We start from the raw sequence: 21,838 nt of genomic DNA, 5'->3' as shown, positions 1-21,838 counted from the left end.
GCAAAATATCCGGCCTTTATTCCCCGATCACGCCAGCGCACCGTGCACAGAGGGTCGGATGGCCTTGGTCCTTGCCGACCGTCTCGCTGTACATCCAGCAGCGCTCGCACTTTTCGCCCTGCGCGCGAGAGACCGAGACCGACAGCCCCTCGACTTCGCCCTGGTAGCTGCCCGCGACCCCGCGCGCAACCGACACCGACGAGACGATGAACACCTCGGGCAGGTTCTGCTGCGCGGATAAGAACTCGTAAAGCTCCCCGTCGCAGCAGAGCGTCACCGCCGCCTCGAGGGATTTGCCGATCAGCTTGTCGTTCCGCGCGTTCTCCAGCGCCTTGTTAACGTCGTCGCGCACCGCGTGCAGGCGGTCCCACTTGTTCAAGAATTCAGCGCTCTCGGCGTATTTCCCGTTTTCAGGGATCTCGTTATACATCACCGAGCCGCTGTCGTACCTTTCGTCCGCGGGGATATACTGCCAGATCTCCTCGGCGGTGAAGCAGAGGATGGGCGCCACCAGCAGTGTCAGATCGCGCAGGATGCGGTACATTGCGCTCTGCGCGGCGCGCCGGCGGCGGCTGTCGGCCGCCTCGGTGTAGAGGCGGTCCTTGATCACGTCGAGGTAGAAGTTGGACAGGTCGATGGTGCAGTAGTTGTGGATCGCGTGGAAAACGATGTGGAAGTCGAACGCGCCATAGGCTTCCTTGGCCTTGGCGGTCAGCTCGCTCAGGCGCACCAGCGCCCAGCGGTCGATCTCCTCGAGCTGATCGTAGGGCAGCAGGTCGCGCTGCGGGTCGAACCCGTCGAGGTTGCCCAAGATGTACCGCGCGGTGTTGCGGATTTTGCGGTACGCCTCGCTGAGCTGCTTGAGGATTTCGGGGGAGATGCGGATATCCGCGTGGTAGTCGCTCGAAGCGACCCACAGCCGGAGAACGTCCGCGCCGTACTGCCCGACGATGTCCTCGGGCGCGATCCCGTTTCCGAGGGATTTCGACATCTTGCGCCCCTCGCCGTCCACCACCCAGCCGTGGGTACAGACCGTCTTATAGGGGGCCTTCCCCCGCCAGGCGACGGCGGTCAGAAGGGAGGACTGGAACCACCCGCGGTACTGGTCGGCCCCCTCGAGGTAGAGGTCGGCGGGCCAGCGCAGGTTTTCCCGCTCGTCGAGCACCGCCGCGTGGGTGCAGCCCGAATCGAACCAGACGTCCATGATGTCGGTTTCCTTGGTGAACTCCTCGTGTCCGCAGGCCTTGCACTTGGTGCCCGCGGGCAGGATGTCGGCAGCGTCGGTGGTGTACCAGGCATCCGAGCCGTGACGGCGGAACAGCTCGGAAACCGCCTTAATCGAAGTCTTGTCGATCAGCTCCTTGCCGCAGTGCTTGCAGTAGAAAATGGGGATCGGCACGCCCCAGCGCCGCTGGCGGGAAATACACCAGTCACTGCGGTCCCGCACCATGTTGGTGATCCGCCCCTGGCCCCACTCGGGGATCCACTCGACCTCGTCGATGGCCTTGATGGCCTCCTCCTTGAACGCCTCGACTGAGCAGAACCACTGCTCGGTGGCCCGAAAGAGGATCGGGCTCTTGCAGCGCCAGCAGTGCGGATACTGGTGGATGATCTTTTCAATGGCGAAGAGATGGCCGCTCTCCTCGAGGGCCTTCGCGATCGCCTTGTTGGCTTCGTCGGTGGAAAGGCCCTGGAACGGCCCCGCCTCGGCGGTCAGCACGCCCTTGGAATCCACCGGCACGATGATCGGGATGTCGGGGTAGTTGTTGACGCAGACCTCGTAGTCCTCAACGCCGTGGCCCGGCGCGGTATGTACGCAGCCGGTGCCGCTCTCGAGCGTCACATGGTCGCCCAGGATCACCCGCGACTCCCGATCCAGGAAGGGGTGGCGGCAGGCCATGTTCTCGAGCTTCTCGCCCTCGAAGCTCGCCACGATCTCGTATTCTTCGATCTTCGCCGCCTTCATGGTGGGACCGATCAGCTCGCGGGCAACGACGTAGTATTCCTCCCCGGCCTTCACCAGGCAATACTCGTACTTCGGGCCCAGGCAGATGGCCAGGTTCCCGGGCAGGGTCCAGGTGGTGGTGGTCCAGATGACGAAGTAGACCTTGCTCTTGTCGACGCCGAGCTCCGAGAAGAGGCCCTTGTCGTCCTCGACCTGGAACTTGACGTAGATCGAATGGCAGGGGTCCTCGGCGTATTCGATCTCGGCCTCGGCCAGGGCGGTCTTGCAGTCGGGGCACCAGTAGACCGGCTTTAGCCCCTTGTAGATGTAGCCTTTTTCGGCCATCTCGCCGAAGATTTCAATCTGGCGCGCCTCGAATTCGGGGCGAAGGGTCAGATAGGGGTTTTCAAAATCGCCCAGCACGCCCAGACGCTTAAACTGCTCACGCTGCACGTCGACGTATTGCAGTGCGAACTCGCGGCAGTGCTCGCGCAGCTCGACCGGCTCGATCTGGGTGCTGTCCGCCCCCAGCTTCTGCAGCGCCTTGCGCTCGATGGGCAGGCCGTGGGTGTCCCAGCCCGGGACGTACTCCGAACAGTAGCCCGACAGGTTCTTATAGCGCACGATGATATCCTTGAGGACCTTGTTGAGCGCCGTGCCCAGATGGATGTCCCCGTTGGCATAGGGCGGGCCGTCGTGCAGGATGTACTTCGGCTTGCCCGTATTGCGTTTTATAATCTCTTGATACCGCCCGCTCTCGTCCCAGTTTTTGGCCATACCCGGCTCCCGCTGCGGCAGCGCCGCGCGCATCGGGAAGTCGGTCTTGGGCAGGTTCAGCGTTTTGTTGTAATCCACCGTTCGTTTCTCTCCCTTAGCTTTTTCTTGTTTGTCCCAGAAGCGGGACGCCCTCCTGTCCCGGGGGCTCTCCCCACACGGGGCGGGGAATAAATCATCCCGCAGGGGCGCGGCCGGCGCCGCCCTCCTGCGGGTAAATCGCATATTTTATTTGCGGGTCAGATCGTACCCTTCGCCGAACTTGAGCTCCCCGAAACGGCTCTCCCGCGGCATCTCATGCGCCGAAGCCTCGGGCGCCGCCGATTCCTCGGGGCGCTCCTCCTCCACCGCGGGCTCGGGCAGAGGCTCCTCGAGCGGGCGCTCGGGCTCGGCCGCCTCGGGCGGGACCGGCGCTTCCTGGCGGGGCTGCGGGTTCTGCGAGCCGTTTATGATCTCCTGCGCATCCACCGTGACGTCCTGGCCCGGCATCGAGCTGATCAGCTCGAGATGCTGCTTATAAAGCACCAGCAGGCGGCTCTTGAAGTTGGAGACCTCCTTCTGGATCTTGGTGAGGGTGAACTGCTCGCGCTCGATCTGCGCGCGGGCGGCGCCGACGAGGCGGTCCGCCTCCTGGCGCGCGGCACCGAGGGTCTGCTCGGCCTTCTGCTTGGATTCGCGGATGATGCTGTCGCCGAGCTTCTGCGCGCCGAGCAAGGCCGCGCGCAGGCTCTCCTCGTCCTCGCGGTACTCCTCCACCTTCTGGGCGAGCGCCATCAGCTTCTGCTCGAGCTCGGCCTTCTCCGCCTCCAGCTTCTGGAAGTCGGTGGCCAGGCGCATGGTGAACTTGTCCACATCCTCCGGCTTGTAGCCGCCACCGAAGCCGGCTTTCTCGAATTTGTAGCTGATGATATCGTTATAAGACAACATTGACATGCCCTCCAAGCTAACAGTATCGTTTTATGTTGACGCAAAGCCGACCCTTGCGGGTGGTCTCCCCGTTATGCTCCAAAATAAATTTGCCCTCGCCGCGCACTGAAATCTTACATCCGCTGTTCAGCTGTCGTTCCACCCGCTGACAGGGCAGCGAGTCGACGCTCACAAGCCCCGCCGCAATCTTCTCCTGCGCGCGCTCGCGCGAAAGCGAGCAGACGGCGGCAACCACGCAGTCCAGCCGCAGCGAGGCGAGGCTGACGCGCTGCTCCTGAAAGCGTTGCTCAAAGTCCACCGCTTCGCTTTCGCTCTCCTGGAAGGCGAGCCCGACCTTCCCGACTCGGTCCATCTGCAGCACCAGCGGCGCGAGGCGTTTTTGCAGGAATACCCAGGCTCCCTGTCCATCAACCAGAATATCGCCCACCATCTCGCGCTTTATGCCCAGATTCATCAGCGCGCCCAAAAAATCGCGGTGGCAAAGAGAAAAACCCTTCGGAATCCGCGCCGTCAGCACGGCGAGCGGGAAATCCTCCCCCTGCGCCTCCCAATACTCGGGGAACACGCCGAGCATGCGGCGCGAGGCGTCCTGCCACCCACCGAAAAACAGGAAGGGCAGGCCGCTCCTTTGCGCAAGCGGGAGGCAGAGCGCCTGCTGGCGCTCGTCCAAAAACTCGGAAAACCGGGGCGCCCCCTTGCTTCGCACCCCTTCGATCAAATCCCCTATATGTGCCAAAAGCGCGCTGTCCGCGCTCATGGAGGCGGACAACGCTTAAAAGACCACGCCGCTGCTCTCGAGCTCGTCGAGCAGATCGCCCATGATGTCGACGTTGTACGGCGTGATGATATAGGTGCTGTTTGCAACCCGCTTGATCTGCCCGTTGTTGGCGTAGGCCACCCCGGAGAGGAAGTCGATCAGCCGGCGGGAAACCTCGCGGTTGGCGCTCTCGAGATTGAGGACCACCGTGCGCTTTTGATTGAGATGGTCGGCGATCGAGCTCGCATCGTCAAAGCGCTCGGGCTTGACCAGCACCACCTTAAGTTGGGTGGTCGCGTGGATATTGACCACCTTGTTCGAGCGCCGGGTGCTCCCCTCGATGGGAAGCTGGGTCGCGTCGATGGTGGGTGCTGCCGCCGGCGCTTCGCTGCCGGTCGCGTTCGGAACGTCCAGCCCCTCCTCATCGTAGTAGTCGTCCTCTTCCACCCCGATGAAGCCTCTGAGCTTGTCCATGATACTCATAAACCTATTCTCCCTTTAGAAACTGTGCCCGCGACGGTGCGGCACACGCGGCGCGCGGCCCAAACCAAACCCGCGCGCCTGTCAGCGAAACAAAACCGTTCCCAGCCGGACCATTGTCGCGCCATGCTTGACGGCAAGCTTGTAATCGCCCGACATGCCCATGGATAAACAGTCCATACAAACATTATCTCTATTTTGGGCGCGAATGTCAACATATAGCGCGTGGATTTGTGAAAAATACTTTTCCATCTGCAGGGTGGTGCACTCCAGAGGCAGAATGGTCATCAGCCCGCGCACCGAGAGACTTGGCAGCTCGCGCAGCGCATCCACGAATTCCCTGGCCGCATCCGGATGGACGCCGCTCTTGTTGGGGTCCTGCCCGATGTTGACCTCCACCAGCACCTGCAGCTGCTTGCCAATCGCCGCCGCCTGCTTATCGAGCTCCTTCGCCAGCGCGATCGAGTCGAGCGACTGCACGCAGTCCACCATCTTTACCACCCTGGCCGCCTTGTTGCGCTGCAGGTGGCCGATGAAATGGATCTCCACCCCGTCGCGGCGGATTTCGTCATACTTGCCGCTCAGCGACTGCTCGCGGTTCTCGCCGATCAGGTCGATCCCGGCCTCGATGGCGGCATTGATCGTCCCGGCGGGAACCGTCTTGGTCACCGCCATCAGCCGCACTGCCGCCGGGTCGAAGCCGCCGGCGAGCGCCGCGGTGTGGATGTTCTCTTTAATGATCCCGATCCGCTGGCGCAGCTCGCAGACGCCCGGCACCGGGTTAGAGCTTGATAATTTTTCCATCTTCCAGACCGTTCCCTCCTATGATCACTTCGTCGAAGCGCTGCAGCCCCGCCCTCTCACCGTAGCTCTCGCTGAGGATGACGTACCCCTCCTGCTCGTTTTCATACAGAATTTCCACGGGCTTGAAGCGGATGACGGTGGTCTCCAGCACATAGACCCCCCGCTCGCCCTTGTTATAGCGGATGCAGCCGCTGGGCAGCTTGTAACCGGTGATCCGCTGGAAGCTGATGTCCACCTTGTGGGTGCGCAGGTTTGAGAGCTCCTCGCTCATCTCGTCGCACCGCAGCAGCACCACGCCCCGCGCCCCGGCGCTGTCCTCCAAAATCTTATGTACCTCCCCGTCGAAGGGCTTGGTGCCCGAAAGGCCGAAATCCAGCTCCACCGTCGCCCCCTCCTGGAAGCGGCTGAGGTCGGCGGCGTTGACCATCACCGCGCAGTACCAGATGTGGGAGCGGATCATCTTTCCCACCTGGGCGCCGGTGTCCTCGGGCGAGGCGCTGATGTAGGAGGCGTATTCATCCACCGGGATGTCCTCCATATTTTCGGGGCTGAGCAGTTCCTCGAACCCGTCCACCGTCTTGGTGAAGTAGCCCGCCTCGGGCGTGATCACCGCCTCCTCGTCCGCGAAGCTGGCGCCCAGGGTGAGGATCTCCTCCTCGAGCTGCGCGATCCGGCCGTCGTACCCGTCCTCCTTGGCGGTGGCGAGATTGCGCCGGTTAAGTTGGTTGAGGATCTCGAGGCGCAGCTCCTGCGTCTCGCTTAAAGTCCCGCGCGCGGCGTTCCCGGCGATGGTGTCGATGTCCGCATAGACCCGCTGCGCCACCGTATCGGTCTGCAGGATCAGCGCGTCGCCCGTGCCCGAGAGGGATTGCAGGTTTTGCAGCTCCTTTTGCAGCTCGTCTCGGCGCATCTGGTCGGTGATCTGGCTGCGGTCGGTGACGTAGCGCGCCACCGGCGCCTCCTTGGCGACATGGGCCCCGTCGGTGTAGAGATAGACGAGGTTTTCCTTTGCCGCGCCGGGGAGAACCTCCTCGTCCCGGATGGCGATCGCCTGGGCGGTGAGCTTGTCCTCGACCACCGCCTCGCGCGCGGCCACCGTCTCATAGTCCACATAGAGGTACCGCCAGAGCTGGAAGCCCGCATACCCCAGTGCGCAGACGGCGCACAGCGCCAGCATGATTCTGGAGAGTACCTTGCTCATTCGGCCGGGGTCTCCTTGCCCTCTTCCTCCATCATGGCGATCGGACGCGCCGGGATGATGGTGGAGATGGCATGCTTATAGACCAGGTTCTGTTTCCCGTCGCAGTCCAGGATAACGGTGAAGTTGTCGAACCCCCGCACCTTGCCCTTGAACTGGAAGCCGTTGGTCAGATAGATGGTGACCATGATTTTTTCCTTGCGCGCCTGATTTAAAAACAGGTCCTGTAAATTCATCGCTTTGTTCATGATTTTTCCTCCGAATCAGGTTTACCGACCGCTTTTCTGAATGGTTGTATCTTAAACTTTATTATAGCACAGTTTGTCCCAGGGCGCGTAAAAATTTTGCCGAAACCTTTACCCGCGCGGCGCCAGGCCGAGGGCCTCCCCGGTCAGCTGCGCCGCCCTGTCGGAAAGCTGCGCGGGGGAATCGTATTCGTCCACATAGAGCCAGGCGTACCGCTCATCCCGTTTAAACCAGGTCAGCTGCCGCTTAGCGTACTGGCGGGTGCGCAGCTTGAGCCGCTCCACGGCCTCTTCGCGCGTGCACTCGCCCAGCAGGTAGGGGTGCAGCTCCTTATAGCCGATGGCGGCGCAGGCGGTGGGCCCGGGGTCCCGCTCATAAAAGCGGCGCGCCTCCTCGAGCAGCCCGCTTTCCATCATACGGTCCACCCGCCGGTCGATCCGCCCCCACATCCCGGCCCGCTCGCGGTAGCCGAGCGCCAGCGCGAAGGCCCGGTAGGGGCATTCGCGCCCCTTCGCGCGGCGCTGGTGCTCGCTCATCGGTACGCCGGTGGAAAGGGTCACCTCCAGCGCCCGCAGCACCCTCCCCCGGTTGTTCGGGTGGATTTTGGCGGCCGCGCCGGGGTCGAGCGCGCAAAGCTGCCGGTACAGCGGTTCGATCCCCTCGCGCTCGGCGCGCTCCTTCAGGTCGGCGCGCAGCGCCGGGTCCCCCGAAAAGCCGCTAAAATCCAGATGGTCCAAAATTGCGCTGATGTAAAGCCCGGTGCCCCCGCAGAGCACCGGCAGCTTCCCACGCGCATGGATTTCCGCGATGGTTTCGCGGGCGAGGGCGGCGTAATCGGCGACCGAAAAGCTCTCCCCGATGGGCAGGAAGGAACAGAGGTGATGCACCGCCTGCGCGCGCTCCTCACGTGTCGGGGCGGCAGTGGCAATCTCCATCCCGCGGTAAATCTGCATCGAGTCGGCGCAGACTACCTCGCCCCCAAAGCGGCGGCACAGCTCGATAGCCAGCCCCGTTTTGCCCGAGGCGGTCACCCCCGCCACCACCAACAGCGGCTGCTTCATCGCGCGTCCCCCTCCCAACTTCCCGGTATCATCCTCAGGCCCTGCCGAACATCCGCTCGATCTGCGCGCGGGTGAGCACGGCGGCGATCGGCCGTCCATGCGGGCAGAAGCGCACCTCCTCGTGCTCGTCGAGGAGCCTCACCAGCGCCTCGAGCTCCCGCGGGTCGCTCACGTCGTTGGCCCGGATCGACGCCTTGCAGGCGATGGAGTGATAGATGTCCTCCACCGCCTGCACGCTGAGGCGGCCCGATCCGGCCGAGAGCTGGGAGGCGATCTGCTCCACGCTCTCCCCGGCGCGCGACGCGTCGAGCAGCAGCGGCACCTCGCGCACCAGCACGCTCCCTTCCCCGAAGTCCTCCACCCCGAACCCGAGCTCCTCGAGCAGGGGGAGGCTTTGCAGGATCAGGGCGTATTCCTCCTTCGGGAGGGTGACCGGCACGGGGGTGAGCAGCAGCTGCCGCTCCTTGCCGCCGGCGGCGCGCAGCCGCTCGTAGTTGAGCCGCTCGTGGGCGGCGTGCTTGTCGATCAGGATCAGCTGCTCGTCGCACTCGAGCAGGATATAGGTGCGCAGCAGCTCCCCGATCAGCCGCGCGCCGCTGTAGCGGCCCCGCCCCGCCTCTTCGCCCGGCAGGGTGGACTGCACGGTTTCCCGCTCTTTCTCCTTCTTTGGGGCCGGCTCCTCCCTCTGGGCCTGCTTCGAGGCGTAATGGCTGAATAGCTGCGCCGTCTCCTCCTGGGTGGGGGCGTGCAGCTCGAGCGCCGCATCGTCCGCCTCGGTCCCGGACGAAAACAGCTCTGCCATCTTTGCGGGCGCGCTCTGCGCATGCGCACTTTGCGCAGGCACAACTTGAGTAGGCCCACTTTGGGCCATAGACTGCGCCTTGCTGCCGAAGGGGCGCAGGCGCGGCACATAGATTTCAGCCTCCCGGGGCGCTTCGTCCCGCACGGGCAAAGCCTCCCGCCCCGGGGTGGCGGAAGCCTTCTTTGGGGATACAAGCGGGTCCGCGCCAACCAGAACCGGCTCCTTCCGCGCCCGCCCGGGGGCGGGCACAGAGCGGGCGGGTGCGCTTTGCGCCTCCCCGGGAGCCGGGGTGGGAGTTATCTGCGGCTCCTCCCGCTTGCCGGTGAGGGATTCGGGCGCGGCGACGCCCTGTAAATCCAGCCTCTGCAATGCCGCGCGCACCGCGTAATAGACCGCGTCGAAGATCAGCTTTTCGTTTTCAAAGCGCACCTCGAGCTTGGCGGGGTGCACGTTGATGTCAAAGGTGCTCGGCGGCAGCGAAACATCCAGCACGCAGGCCGGGAACTTCCCCTTCATGATCGAGTGGCGGTAGGCCTCCTCGAGCGCCGCCATGCAGGTCTTGGAGCGCACATACCGCCCGTTGATGTAAAAGCTCTGCATGGTGCGGTTGCCCCGCCCCTCGCTCGGGCGGCTGACGAAGCCCGAGACCCGGACCCCGCGGCTTTCACTGTCCACCGGGACCAAAGTGGCGAAAAACTGCCGCCCATAGACGGCGTAGAGCGCGTCGGCGAGCTTTCCGTTGCCGGGGGTGTGCAGGGTGATCTTCCCATCCCGGATCAGCTTCCAGGAAACCCCCGGATGGACCACCGCCAGCTTGTCGATCACCGAGGCCACCGCGTTTGATTCGGTCACGTCCTTTTTGAGGAACTTCATGCGCGCGGGGGTGTTATAGAAGATGTCCCGCACCACGATGGTGGTTCCCACCGGGCAGCCGGCCTCCTTCTTCTCGGTCTCCTGCCCGCCCTCTATACAGTAGCGCACCCCGGTGTCCGACTCTGGCGTGCGGGAGAGCACCTCCACGCGGCACATCGCCGCGATGGAGGCCAGCGCCTCGCCGCGAAAGCCCATGGTCAGGATGTTCTGAAGGTCGTCCGGCTCGCGCAGCTTGCTGGTCGCGTGGCGCAAAAACGCCTTGTCGATCTCGTCCGCGCCGATCCCGCCGCCGTTGTCGCTCACCCGCATATAGGTGATCCCGCCGCGCTGGATCTCCACCGTGATCTGGGTGGAATGCGCGTCGATGGCGTTCTCGACCAGCTCCTTGATCACCGAGGCCGGCCTATCGATCACCTCGCCCGCCGCGATCAGCTCGGCCATTTCCCGGCTGAGCACGTTGATTTTACCCATAGGAATAACCATTCCTCTCTAAAAGTTTGGTGCCGGTTTCGCTGCGCGAAATTGCCGCCTTTGGCGGCAAAGGCGCAAAACTCCTTGTTTGAAAGTTCACTTTCAAACTGACCGCCTCCTTCCGTTGTTATATCAGGTTCTTGAGCTCCCCGAGCACGTTCATGGCCGCCAGGGGAGTCAGGTTGTTGAGATCAATCTCCCGCAGCCGGCGCACGATCTCGCTGTCATCCGACTGGCGGATCACGATCTGATCCGCCTCGGGCTCGGCGGGCCGCTTCCTTTTGTGGCTCGAGGGGGCGTCACCCGCCTCGAGCGAGCGCAGGATCACCCCCGCGCGCTGGATGACCGGGTCGGGGATGCCGGCGAGCTTGGAGACGTAAATGCCGTAGCTGTCGTCCGCCCCGCCGGGCACGATCCGGCGCAGGAAGATCACATTCTCCCCCTGCCGCTTGACCGCGATGTTGTAGTTTTTCACCCCCTCGAGGTCCTCCTCGAGGGCGGTCAGCTCGTGGTAGTGGGTGGCGAACATCGTCTTTGCGCCCAGGCGGCGCTTGTCCGCGATGTACTCGACCACCGCGCGGGCGATGCTCATCCCGTCGAAGGTCGAGGTCCCCCGCCCGATCTCGTCGAGGATGATCAGGCTGTTCTTGGTGGCGCTTTTTAAAATCTCCGCCACCTCGCTCATCTCCACCATGAAGGTGGACTGCCCGGTGGTCAGGTCGTCCGACGCGCCCACCCGGGTGTAGATCCCGTCCACGATCGAGAGGTTGGCGCTCCTGGCCGGCACGAAGCAGCCGATCTGGGCCATCAGCACGATCAGGGCGGTCATACGCATATAGGTCGACTTCCCCGCCATGTTGGGCCCGGTGATGATGGCGATCCGGTTTTGGTTCATGTCGAGATACACGTCGTTCGAGACGAAGGGGGTGCTCTTGACCATCAGCTCCACCACCGGGTGGCGGCCCTCCTTGATCTCGATGGTACCGCTCAGATCCACCTGCGGGCGGCAGTAGCCGCCCGAGAGGCTCACCCGCGCGAAGGAGCAGAACACGTCGAGGCGCGCCACCAGCCCCGCGCTGCGCTGGATCCGGGAAAGGTTTTTGCAGACCTCCCCGCGCACACGCTGATAGAGCTCCTGCTCCACGCGCTCGATCTGCTCGGTGGCGGTGAAAATTTTATTCTCCAGTTCCTTGAGCTCGTCGGTTATGTACCGCTCGCAGTTGGCGAGCGTCTGCTTGCGGATATAGGTCTCGGGCACCAGTTCGAGGTAGCTCTTGGTCACCTCGATGTAATAGCCGAACACCCGGTTGTAGCCGATCTTGAGGTTCTTGATCCCGGTGCGCTCCCGCTCGCCCGACTCGATCCCGGCGATGAAGCCCTTGGCCCCGCTGACGAGCGAGCGCAGCTCGTCGAGGTTCTGATCGAACCCCGCCTTGATCACCCCGCCGTCCTTGAGCGCGATGGGCGGCTCATCCGAGACCGCCCGGCCGACCAGGTCGGCCACGTCGTCGAGGGTGTCGAGGTCCCGGTAGATGTCCCGCAGGTACTGCGCGCGGCACTCCCCCAGCAGCCCGCGCAGCTGGGGCAGCCGCCGGGCGGTGTACTCCAGGCTCTTGAGCTCGCGCGGGCTGGCGTTGCCATAGACGATCCGGGACATCAGCCGCTCGAGGTCGAAGACGTCGGACAGCGCCTCCTCGCACTCCCCGAGGAGCATGGTGTTATCATAAAGCTCCCCCACCGCATTGAGTCGTTTGGAAATCCTAGTGGGGGAGAGCAGAGGCTTTTCCACCCACTGGCGCAGCAGCCGCTTGCCCATCGCGGTGTGGGTATGGTCGAGCACCCAGAGCAGGCTCCCCCGCTTTTCCCCCGCGCGAAGGGTGCGGATCAATTCGAGGTTGCGGCAGGCGGTCAGGTCAAGGTTCATGTAGTCCTCGCCGCTGTAGAGGTCCAGCGTGTTCAGGCACTCCAGCCCCCTCTGCTGGGTTTCGCCGAGATAGCGCAGCAGGGCGCAGAGCGCAATTTGCAGCTGGGGCTTGTCCGCGAGGGAAAGCAGCTCGAGGTTCTGCGCGCCGAACTGCGCGGGCAGGACCTCGGCGCACTCCTGCTTCGAGACGGACGAAAAGTCGAAGCCGCTCACCACGCAGCCCAGGCGCTCCTTTAAAAAGGCACGCAGCCCGTCTTCCAGGGATCCCCCGCCCGCCAGCTCCCCGCCGAGGAGCACCTCGCTGGGGGAAAAGCGGCCGAGCTCGCTTTTGAGGCACTGCACATCCCCCTCGACCTGGCAGGCGCGCACCTCGCCGGTCGAGATGTCCGCAAAGGCGCAGCCGTAGCCGCCTTTGCCCGCATACAGCGAGGCGATGAAATTGTTCTTCCCCTCCTCGAGCATGTTGGTCTCGAGGATGGTGCCGGGGGTGACCACCCGGATGACGTCCCGCTTCACCAGCCCCTTTGCGGCCTTGGGGTCCTCCATCTGCTCGCAGATGGCGACGTTGTAGCCCTTCTCGATCAGCCGGGCGATGTAGGCCTCGCAGCTGTGGTAGGGCACCCCGCACATCGGCGCACGTTCCTCGAGCCCGCAGTCCCGCCCGGTGAGGGTGAGCTCCAGCTCCCGCGAGGCGGTCAGCGCGTCGTCGAAGAACATCTCATAAAAGTCGCCCAGGCGGTAGAAGAGGATCTTGTCCTTGCACTTCTCCTTGATGGCCATGTACTGCTGCATCATCGGGGAAAGATTCTGCGTCTGCATGAAGTCTGCTCCTTTGCTCTAAGCTTTGGGGAAATTGGAAAACGGGGGCGGACCGCTCTCAATCCGCCCCCTCGTTAGACTTTGTTCAGTGACAGCCCGAGCACCCTTCGCAGCTGCCGGAGCAGCCGGTCTGCTCCTCGATCGAATCGGGGTCCTCGCCGTTGACGCTCCCGGTCAGGATCTGGGTGACGAAGTTCATCATCCGGTCGACCTCCTGCTTGGTCGTGTTGTAGGCGATCATGTTCGGGTTGTTCATGACCTCGGCGTAGATCTCCTTAATTTCTTTGTCGAGCTGCGCGATCCGGTCGGTGTCGCGGTCGGCCTTGCCGAGAACGTTGTTGAGCTCGAGGCGCTTGAGATTGAATTTTCCGATCAGCTCCTGCAGTTTTTCGTCGCTGTCGTTGTGCTGGCGCGCCAGGTTGTAGGCGATCACCTTGTCGTCCTGCTGAATCGCCTTGCCGAGCTCTCGGGTCATTTTGATAATATCCATGTTTCCTTCTCCTTTTTCCTGATTACTCTATCATTTCCCCGCAGACCGCCCAGTTAAGCGCCCGGGTAATTTTTACCTGTAAAAATTGTCCTGCCAGGGCCTCATCCCCCGCAAACTGCGCGATCACGCCGGATTCGGTCCTGCCGCTCATCATTCCCTGCTCCTTGCCCGGCCCCTCGCAGAGGACGCGCAAGGTCCTGCCCACCATCTGCTCGTGAAAGCTGCGGGTGACCTGCTCCTGCGCCGCCAAAAGCTGCCGAAACCAGCGGGACTTCTCCTGTGCCGGCACCGGGTCGGGAAGCTGTGCCGCAGCGGTCCCGCCGCGCTTTGAATAAAGGAAGGTGTAGAGCGCGTGGAAGCGCACTTCCTTCACCAGCTCCAGCGTCTGCAAAAAGTCCTCGTACCGCTCCCCGGGGAAGCCGACCATGATGTCGCTGCTAAAGCTCACGCCCGGGATGCGTTCCCGCGCATATTCGACCAGCTCCTTGTACTGCGCGGCGGTGTAGCGGCGGTTCATCCGGCGAAGGATTTCGTCGCTGCCGCACTGCACCGGCAGGTGGATGTAATTGCAGACCTTCCCGCATTCGGCGATGGCGTCGATCAGCTCTTTGGTGCAGTCCTTGGGGTGGGAGGTCATGAACCGGATCCAGAAGTCCCCCGGAAGGACGTTAAGCTCCCGCAGCAGCCGCGGGAAAGTAACCTCCCCCTCGAGCCCCTTGCCGTAGGAATTGACGTTTTGGCCCAGCAGGGTGATCTCCTTATAGCCCTCGGCGATCAGCTCCTTCGCCTCGCGCAGCACGTCCGGCATCGCGCGCGAGTGCTCCCGCCCGCGCACGTAGGGCACGATACAGTAGGTGCAGAAGTTGTCGCACCCCTGCATGATCGGCAGCCAGGCGCGCACCTTCCCCTCCCGGCGCACCGGCAGGTTCTCGACGATCTTCTCCCCCGGCTCCCGCCCGTCGATCACCCGGCGGCGCTCCTCCAAAAGCCGCAGCAGCAGCTCAGGCAGCCGGTGGGCGGCGTTGGCGCCGAAGGCGAGGTCGACATAGGGGTAGCTTTTTCGCAGCCGCTCGCGCACCGCCTCCTGCTGGGTCATGCACCCGCAGACGGCGATGATCATATCCGGCCTTGCCCTCTTGAGGTGGGAGAGCGCCCCGATGTTGCCGAAGACCCGCTCCTCGGCGTTCTCGCGCACCGCGCAGGTGTTGAAGAGCACCAGATCGGCCCCCGCGCTGTCGGGGCAGAAGCCGAAGCCGAGGGACGCAAGCAGCCCGCAAAGATGCTCGCCGTCGCTCACATTCTGCTGACAGCCGAAGGAGTGTACATAGGCCAGCGGCGGATGGTCGTACCGCAAAGAGAGCAGCTCCTTGATCCGCTCGGTTCTAGTCTGCGCCAGGGCGCCGTCGATATAATCGGGAAGATAGCTCAAAACCGGTGTACTCCTTCGTTAAAGTCAGGTTATATCATACCACTTTCCTCTCCTTTTTTCAATACGCAGGATTCGACGCTTTCGTACAAAACCGCATGGGGCAACTGGCAATCACAGCGGCTGAGGCCTTGTTCCGCCAGTTCCCCCATGGAACCCCTTCCATTCGCAAATTGGCTCCGCAGGCCCACCGGGCCTGCTCCCCGCCAAATTTGCTCTGGCTGTGTCCCTTCGGCGGGCAAAGCCCGTCTGCGGGACTAATTTTAATTTTTTGTAATACAAAGGGAGCAAACCATGCGGTTTGCTCCCCCAGGAGACTACAGGATGATTAAGCTCTTGTCCGAGTGGGTCAGGTCGTCGCACCCGTCCTCGGTGACGATGACCATGTCCTCGATCCGCACCCCGAAGCGTCCGGCCAGGTAGATCCCCGGCTCGATCGTCACGCAGCCGCCCGCCTTGAGGACGGCCTTGCTCGCGGGCCCGAGGCGCGGGTCCTCGTGCACCTCGATCCCCACGCTGTGCCCGAGGTTATGGCCGAAGCACCCGCGGTAGCCGGCGCCGTCGATATAGTCGCGCGCCACGCGGTCCACCTCGGCGCAGGGCACCCCCGCGCGCACCGCTTCGAGGGCGCGGCGCTGCGCCTCGAGCACCGTCGCATAGACCTTGCGCTGCTCGTCGCTGACCTTGCCCACCGCCACGGTGCGGGTCATATCGGCATGGTAGCCGCCGATGACGAAGCCCATGTCGAACATCACGAAATCCCCGCTTTCGATCTTCTTGGTGTCCGCGCGGCCGTGGGGGAGCGAGGTCTTCTTCCCCGAGATGGCGATCATGTTGATGTCGCGGTTTTCGCTGCCGTGGCGCTCCATATAAACGCCCAGCTCCAAAATCAGGTCCTGCTCGCTGACGCCGGGCTTGATATAAGGCAGGATAAACCGGAAGGCCTCGTCGGTCAGGTCCTGCGCCCTTTGCAGATGGGCGATCTCCTCGGGGGTTTTTACTTCGCGCAGCGCGTCGATGGCGCTTTGCAGCCGCCCGTCGCGCAGCACCTCGGCCGGGAGCCCCCCGGAGAACCCCTCGAAGGCCGAGATGGTCATATACCGGTTCTCGATCCCCACGGTTTTGACCTGGTGGTGCAGGATCAGCTCGCCGAGCTGCCCCATCAGGTCGTCCTGCAGCACCACCTCGCAGTTTTTGACGGTGTCCCTCGCCTTCTCAATATAGCGGAAATCAATGAGGAAGTAGGCCTTCTCACGGGTGATGAAGAGCGTCCCCGCCGAGGAGGTCATGCCGGTGAAGTAGAAGCGGTTGGGGCCGCTCGTGATCAGCGCCGCATCGATCCCCTCATCCATCGCCGCGCACAGGCGTTTGATCGGATCCATTGTCCATCGTCCTTTCTTGTCGTTTAAAACCGGGCCGGGGAGCCGCTTTCGTTCCAGAGCCCCAGGTCCTGTCGCAGCACGCGCAGCGCCTCTTCGAGGTCCCGGCGGGCCAGCGCCCGCACAATCATCTTGTGGGTGTCCACGTCCAGGATGATCGCGGTCTTGTGCCAGCGGTCCCAGTGAAACTGCGCATAGGCGCGCAGCTGGACGTTCATGCTGCGCTCCAGCTCCTTATAGATATATTCGTTCTGCGCCAGGGAACAAAGCAGCAGATGGAAACTCACGTTGTTCTCCCAATGCGCGACGATCTCCTGCTCGCTGTGGGCCAGCTGCTCGGATTGGACCAGGAACTGGTCGAGCCGTTCAAAGTCGGCGGCGGTCAGGGAGCCGGCGCACTGGCGCAGGCAGTGGGACTCGAGCACGCCCCGAAACTCGATAATCTCCCGCACGTCCTTCTCCGTGTAGGCGACCACCTCGTAGCCGAAGCGGGGGATGCTGCGCAGCACCCCCTCGTTGCACAGCTCGATGAGCGCGTCGCGCACCGGGGACTTGCTCACCGAGAAGCGCTCGATGAGCTGCTTTTCGCTGAGGATGGCGTTGGGCGGGTATTCGCCGCTGATCACGTCCCGGATCACCGCGGCGTAAACTTGCTCCTTTAAGGATTTCTTATCTGCCATCGCCGACGCCGTCCCCGCTGGTCTTGGAGAGCATGATGTCCAGAATCACCTTGTCGGTGATCTTCATCCCCTCCATGGTGAGCGTGCCGAGGTTGTCGATGGTCTGCTCCACATCCCCGGTGACGATCCCCTCGATCCCGGCGGCGCAGACCCCGTCGAGCGCGAGATAGGCCGCCTCGAAGGCCGCCTGCAAAGAGGCGTAGACCTTGAGCGCACAATCCGCCTTGGCCCCGTCGCAGATGATCCCGGTGATGTTGGCGATCATGTTGGTGATCGCCTTCTCGACGGCGCCGTACCCGCCGCCGAGCAGGTAGACCACCGCGCAGCTGACCCCCGAGGCGGCGACCATCGCCCCGCACAGGGCGCTCAGGCGGTCGAGGTGGTGCTTGATGTAGATGGCGGTCATGTGGCTTAAGGTGAGCGCGCGGATCTTCTGCTCCTCGCTCGCCCCCGTCTCGGCCGCCACCACGCAGACCGGCACGGTCGCGGTGATCCCCTGGTTGCCGCTGCCCGAGTTGCTCATCACCGGCATGCTGCACCCGGCCATGCGCGCGTCGATGGCGGCGGTGGTCTGCATGATCGCGAGGTTCTGAAGGTCCTTCCCGACCAGGCCCTTTTTCTGGCGCGCCTGCATGCCCTTGCCGATCATCAGGCCGTAGTCGTTCTTGAGCCCCTCCTGGGAGATGGCGTAGTTTAAGAGGTTGGTCTTCTCGATGAATTCCAGGGTTTTGATATCCGCGCCGGAGGCGAAATCGAAGATGTCCCGCAGCGACATGGCGGAAAAATCGATCTCCTCGCCCTTCTCCTCGTCCAGCTTCCGGTTTTGCAGCAGCGTCTCGCCGTCCCGCTCCACCAACAGGAAATGGTTGTGCTTGCCCTGGATGACGGCCCTCCCGCACGCGCCGTCCTTTTTGGCCAGCGCGTCGATGTAGATGGTCTCGTCGTTTTCGGCCAGCGAGACCTTGACCTTGTGCCCGTTTACCCAGCGCTGCGCCAGGGCGATGTCCTTATCGCAGAGCCCGGTGAGCACCTCGAGGTCCTTCCCCGGGTCCCCCGCGGCGAAGCCCAAGGCCGCGGCGTACTCCAGCCCGTAGAGGGTGGTGCCGGGGATGATGACGCTCATGGCGTTCTTTAAAATGTTGCGGCTGACGAGGATCTCCATTTCGGCGATCTCCTCCCGCGCGCAGCCCAGCGCCTCGGCCGCCTTGGCCGCGGCCAGGGCGACCGCCACCGGCTCGGTGCACCCGAGCGCCGGGATGATCTCCTGGTTCATCAGCTTGATATAATCCGTCCAGCTCGACGGCATTTCGTTTTTTTCCATTTTTATGACCATTCCTTTCCCGGGGGCTGCATTGGCTTCTGCCGAAATGGCGGTTGCAGGACCGCCAAGGAGCAAACCCATAAGTTTGAAAGATTCATCTTTCAAACTTTCCCTTCTCTTTAACCTTTGACCGCGCCGGCCATCAAATCCGCCTTTTGGAACTTCTGGAACAGGAAGTAAAGGATGATGATCGGCAGCACCGCGATCGAGGTGCCCGCCATGATGACCGGCCAGGGGGTCGAGAGGCCGTCGCTCACCGGCAGCAGGGAGATGGTGACCATCAGGGTGTACTTCTTGGGGGTGCGCATGAAGATCAGCGGCCAGAAGAAATCGTTCCAGCGCGAGATCATGGTCAGCGACGCCCAGGAGGCCAGCGCCGGCTTGATGATCGGCAGGATGACCCGCGTGTAGATGGTGAAGTCGCGGCAGCCGTCGATCCTGGCGGCCTCGACGATCTCGTCCGGCACCGACATGCAGTATTGGCGCATGTAGAAGATGCCCAGCGCCGTCGCCGCGCGGGGGATGATCAGCGACCAGAGGGAGTTGGTCAGGTGCAGCGAGCGCATGATGGTGAACAGCGGCACAATGCCGACCTCCTGCGGGATGAGCAGGGTGACGAGCACCATCAAAAACAGGGCGTCCCTCCCGGGGAAACGGAACTTCGCAAAGGCAAAGCCCGCCAGCGAGCAGAAAAAGAGGGTGCTCACCGTGCCGAAGAAGGTGACGAAGATGCTGTTCATGGTCGGGTAAAGCATGGGGGCGATCTTGTTGACCGCGCTGTAGTTGCCGAGCGTCGGGTTATGTACCACCAAGGATTCCAGCCCCGAAAGGGTCTCGCTGGTCGGCTTGATCGAGGTGAGGATCATCCAGAAAACAGGAAAGATCGAGATGATTACGATAAAGATCAGGCAGAAATAAACGAAGAAGGTCGTCAGCTTCTTTTTAGAAGTATAATCCATTTTCTCTTCCCCCTTTCCTTAGGCTTCGCCGTTGCGGCGCATGATGAAGAACTGGATGAGCGAGAACACCAGCAGGATCATGGTCAGGATGTAGCCGATCGCCGAGGCGTAGCCCATCTTGAAGATCACAAAGGAGTTCTGGTACATGTACTGGAACATCGACATGTTCGACGAGCCGGGGCCCACCATGACGTACGGCTCGGCGAAGATTTTCCAGCTCTCCACCGTCAGCGTCAAGAAGCAGAAGAAGAGGATGTCGCCAAGACACGGCAGGGTGATCTTGAAAAATTTCTGGAAGACGTTCGCCCCGTCCACCGTGGCCGCCTCATAGTAGTCCGCCGGGATGTTGAGGATTCCCGACATGATGATGATGGTGTACCACGGGGTGTTGCGCCAGACGTAGAGGATCATCGGCGGGATCTTGGACAGCGAGGTGCTCGTCAGCCAGGCGACCCCCTCGAGGCCCATCATCCGTAAAATCTCGTTGATCAGCCCGGCGTTGAAGTCGAAGAGCATGTTGAAGATGAGGCCCACCGCCACGGTGGCGCAGACATAGGGGAAGAAGGTCATGCTCTTGAAGAAGCCCCTGGCGCGCAGCGGCTTATAGCTGAGCAGCAGCGCCACCATCATGGCGAAGAAGAGCACAAAGACGATCGCCACCAGCCAGTAAAGGAAGGTGTTCTGCACCGTGGTCCAGAAGGTGGGGTCCTTGGCGAGCATGACGTAGTTTTGCACCCCCACAAACTCCTTGGGGCCCAGCCCGTTCCACTCGGTAAAGCTTAAAACCAGGGACCAGATCATCGGGAAGAGCTGGAACACCAAAAAGAGGATGAAAAACGGGGAGATGAACAGGTAGGCGTTAAAATGCTTTTTAAAGCCCTTTTGAAAGTTTTTCATAACGTTACCGTGCCTTTCTGTCTTAGACCCGCGAAACCAAACTTGTGCCTTATAAAAGAGGGAGGCTTGCATGCAAGCCTCCCCCGACAGTTCGTTGTCTTTTTCTGCGGCCGCTTCCCAGCGGCGCGCATGCTACGGCGGGCAGGCTTAGTTTTTCGCGGTGCCGATCTTGGCTTTGAGCTGCTCGTCGATATTCTTGATGGTCGTATCCATATCCTGGTCGCCCGCAATATACCGGTCGAGCTCGTCGGAAATGATGGTGTCCGCCTCGGCGTCCGAAGAGGTCACGACCATGTTGGGAGCCGCGTCCTTGAGCCCCACGGTCTCCATCTCCTTGAAGGACTGGTCGCCGTAGAACGGGTCCGGAGACTTCCAGAACGGGTCCTCGGAGAGCGCCTTGGAGATCGGGTTCCAGCACGGACCGTCCTCGTCGGCCATGTTCTGCGCATGCTGGTTGCGGTACTCGGCGGTGAACATATAGTCATACCAGATGTCCTTGAAGAGGTCGGCGTACTTGGCGTCGGGCTTGTTGACGATCGCCATCATGCCCGTGACCGGCGCGCCGCGCAGGCCGATGTCCTCGTACTTGGGCGCGGTCATCATTCTCCACTTGCCGGCGATCTCGGGGGTGTTCTTGCGGATGAACTCATCCCAGAAGGCGCCGATGTAGAAGGTCGCGACCTCGCCATTGCGGATCGAGTCATAGAGCGGGGGCTGCATGACCTGGGAGCGCAGCAGCAGGTCCTCCTTGAAGAGGGTGTCCAGCGTCGAGGCGGCCAGCTTGGTGCCCTCGTCCGAACCGAAGACGACATTGCCCTCATCGTCCCAGATTCTCGCCTTGGCCTGCGGCCAGAGGCCGCGCCGTCCCCAGTAGGCCCAGGTCTTCTGGCTCGGGGAAGCGAAGGAGAGGTAAACCTTCCCGCCGCTCTTCTCCTTGAGCTGGCGGCCGACCTCGATGTAGCCCTCCATGGTGTCCATCTGGGCGGGGTCGATCTCATACTGGTCGAAGATTTCCTGGTTGTAGAAGAGCAGCTGCGGGCGGAAGGAATCGGGCAGCGCGTACATCTTGCCGTCGTACTGCACGTCCCCGGTCACGCCGTCGAGCATCTCGGGCTCCAGCGGCTGCAGGAAATCGGTCACATCCATCAGGATGCCGTTTTTCGCCATGTCCATCATCTGCGCGGTCGCGGTCTGCACCACGTCGGGCATCTCGTCCATCGCGCCGGACTGGTAGGTGAGGGTGACCTTCTTACGGGCATCCTCGCCACCCTCGCACTGGATCATCTCGATCTCAACGCCCTCGGTGGCCTCCTTGTGCATGTCGAACCAGAGCTGGTACTGCTCGAGCATGAACTGCGGCTGGCCGTAGCCGTAGAAGACGAACTTGCCTTCCGGATACTTGGTGGTACCGGAGTAGGTGCCGCCCGCGGCAGGGGTCCCGGCCTCGCTGGAAGCGGGGGCTTCGGCCTCGCTGCTTTCGGGAGCGGCCGAGGAAGACTCGGCCGGGGCCTCGCTGCCGCCGCAGCCGGCGGCGATGGAGGCCAGTGTGCAGGCGGCAAGCAGAGTTGCAATCAACCTTGTTTTCATGTGGTAATCCTCCTAAAT

At 62.6% G+C, this 21,838-nt stretch carries 18 protein-coding genes; all 18 read right to left on the bottom strand.

Annotated elements, in window-relative coordinates:
* Positions 1-16 precede the first annotated feature (16 nt).
* The gene (ileS, locus tag EDD78_RS02515; RefSeq protein WP_286170674.1) at positions 17-2,755 is read right to left on the bottom strand and encodes an isoleucine--tRNA ligase; all 2,739 of its coding nucleotides are present in this window, start codon (positions 2,753-2,755) and stop codon (positions 17-19) included.
* Positions 2,756-2,947: 192 nt separating this feature from the next.
* Positions 2,948-3,646: a DivIVA domain-containing protein gene (locus tag EDD78_RS02510; RefSeq protein ID WP_159448892.1), complete on the bottom strand. Its 699-nt coding sequence runs from the start codon at positions 3,644-3,646 to the stop codon at positions 2,948-2,950.
* A 16-nt stretch (positions 3,647-3,662) separates the two neighbouring features.
* A complete protein-coding gene (locus EDD78_RS02505) occupies positions 3,663-4,382 on the bottom strand; it encodes a YlmH family RNA-binding protein (RefSeq protein ID WP_132083832.1) in 720 nt (239 codons plus the stop codon).
* Positions 4,383-4,418: 36 nt separating this feature from the next.
* Positions 4,419-4,886, bottom strand: coding sequence for a cell division protein SepF (locus EDD78_RS02500; RefSeq protein WP_079698063.1), 468 nt, complete (start codon positions 4,884-4,886; stop codon positions 4,419-4,421).
* An 81-nt stretch (positions 4,887-4,967) separates the two neighbouring features.
* A complete protein-coding gene (locus EDD78_RS02495) occupies positions 4,968-5,687 on the bottom strand; it encodes a YggS family pyridoxal phosphate-dependent enzyme (protein ID WP_132083830.1) in 720 nt (239 codons plus the stop codon).
* On the bottom strand, positions 5,665-6,888 hold the full coding sequence (locus tag EDD78_RS02490; RefSeq protein WP_117507638.1) for a biotin/lipoyl attachment domain-containing protein: 1,224 nt from the start codon (positions 6,886-6,888) through the stop codon (positions 5,665-5,667). The genes EDD78_RS02495 and EDD78_RS02490 overlap by 23 nt, the downstream gene beginning before the upstream one ends.
* Positions 6,885-7,136: an RNA chaperone Hfq gene (hfq, locus tag EDD78_RS02485; RefSeq protein ID WP_181966685.1), complete on the bottom strand. Its 252-nt coding sequence runs from the start codon at positions 7,134-7,136 to the stop codon at positions 6,885-6,887. Before hfq ends, EDD78_RS02490 begins: the two co-directional genes overlap by 4 nt.
* Positions 7,137-7,241: 105 nt before the next feature.
* Positions 7,242-8,192, bottom strand: a complete 951-nt coding sequence (miaA, locus tag EDD78_RS02480; RefSeq protein WP_132083828.1) for a tRNA (adenosine(37)-N6)-dimethylallyltransferase MiaA — start codon at positions 8,190-8,192, stop codon at positions 7,242-7,244.
* 34 nt (positions 8,193-8,226) lie between these two features.
* Complete coding sequence (gene mutL / locus EDD78_RS02475) at positions 8,227-10,338, bottom strand: DNA mismatch repair endonuclease MutL (RefSeq protein ID WP_132083826.1); 2,112 nt, start codon at positions 10,336-10,338, stop codon at positions 8,227-8,229.
* A gap of 127 nt (positions 10,339-10,465) precedes the next feature.
* On the bottom strand, positions 10,466-13,081 hold the full coding sequence (mutS, locus tag EDD78_RS02470) for a DNA mismatch repair protein MutS (RefSeq protein ID WP_132083824.1): 2,616 nt from the start codon (positions 13,079-13,081) through the stop codon (positions 10,466-10,468).
* A gap of 85 nt (positions 13,082-13,166) precedes the next feature.
* Complete coding sequence (locus EDD78_RS02465; RefSeq protein ID WP_132083822.1) at positions 13,167-13,571, bottom strand: YlbF/YmcA family competence regulator; 405 nt, start codon at positions 13,569-13,571, stop codon at positions 13,167-13,169.
* A 22-nt stretch (positions 13,572-13,593) separates the two neighbouring features.
* Positions 13,594-15,000, bottom strand: a complete 1,407-nt coding sequence (miaB, locus tag EDD78_RS02460) for a tRNA (N6-isopentenyl adenosine(37)-C2)-methylthiotransferase MiaB (protein WP_286170669.1) — start codon at positions 14,998-15,000, stop codon at positions 13,594-13,596.
* 314 nt (positions 15,001-15,314) lie between these two features.
* Positions 15,315-16,379, bottom strand: coding sequence for a M24 family metallopeptidase (locus EDD78_RS02455; protein WP_286170668.1), 1,065 nt, complete (start codon positions 16,377-16,379; stop codon positions 15,315-15,317).
* Between the two features lie 23 nt (positions 16,380-16,402).
* Positions 16,403-17,056 carry a GntR family transcriptional regulator gene (locus EDD78_RS02450; RefSeq protein ID WP_079698072.1) on the bottom strand — a complete coding sequence of 218 codons (654 nt, stop codon included), beginning with the start codon at positions 17,054-17,056 and terminating at the stop codon, positions 16,403-16,405.
* Positions 17,046-18,377 (bottom strand): L-cysteine desulfidase family protein, encoded by a 1,332-nt coding sequence (locus EDD78_RS02445; protein WP_165873076.1) that lies wholly within the window; start codon positions 18,375-18,377, stop codon positions 17,046-17,048. The genes EDD78_RS02450 and EDD78_RS02445 overlap by 11 nt, the downstream gene beginning before the upstream one ends.
* Before the next feature lie 119 nt (positions 18,378-18,496).
* Positions 18,497-19,336, bottom strand: coding sequence for a carbohydrate ABC transporter permease (locus EDD78_RS02440; RefSeq protein ID WP_132083818.1), 840 nt, complete (start codon positions 19,334-19,336; stop codon positions 18,497-18,499).
* Positions 19,337-19,354: 18 nt separating this feature from the next.
* Positions 19,355-20,233, bottom strand: a complete 879-nt coding sequence (locus tag EDD78_RS02435; RefSeq protein ID WP_079698074.1) for a carbohydrate ABC transporter permease — start codon at positions 20,231-20,233, stop codon at positions 19,355-19,357.
* Between the two features lie 147 nt (positions 20,234-20,380).
* Positions 20,381-21,820, bottom strand: a complete 1,440-nt coding sequence (locus EDD78_RS02430; protein WP_132083816.1) for an ABC transporter substrate-binding protein — start codon at positions 21,818-21,820, stop codon at positions 20,381-20,383.
* Positions 21,821-21,838: the final 18 nt, after the last annotated feature.

The organism is Harryflintia acetispora (assembly GCA_004340125.1).
In the GTDB taxonomy this organism is placed as follows: domain Bacteria; phylum Bacillota; class Clostridia; order Oscillospirales; family Ruminococcaceae; genus Harryflintia; species Harryflintia acetispora.
The sequence above is the reverse complement of the archived record's forward strand: the minus strand, read 5'-3'. Positions and strand labels throughout refer to the sequence as shown.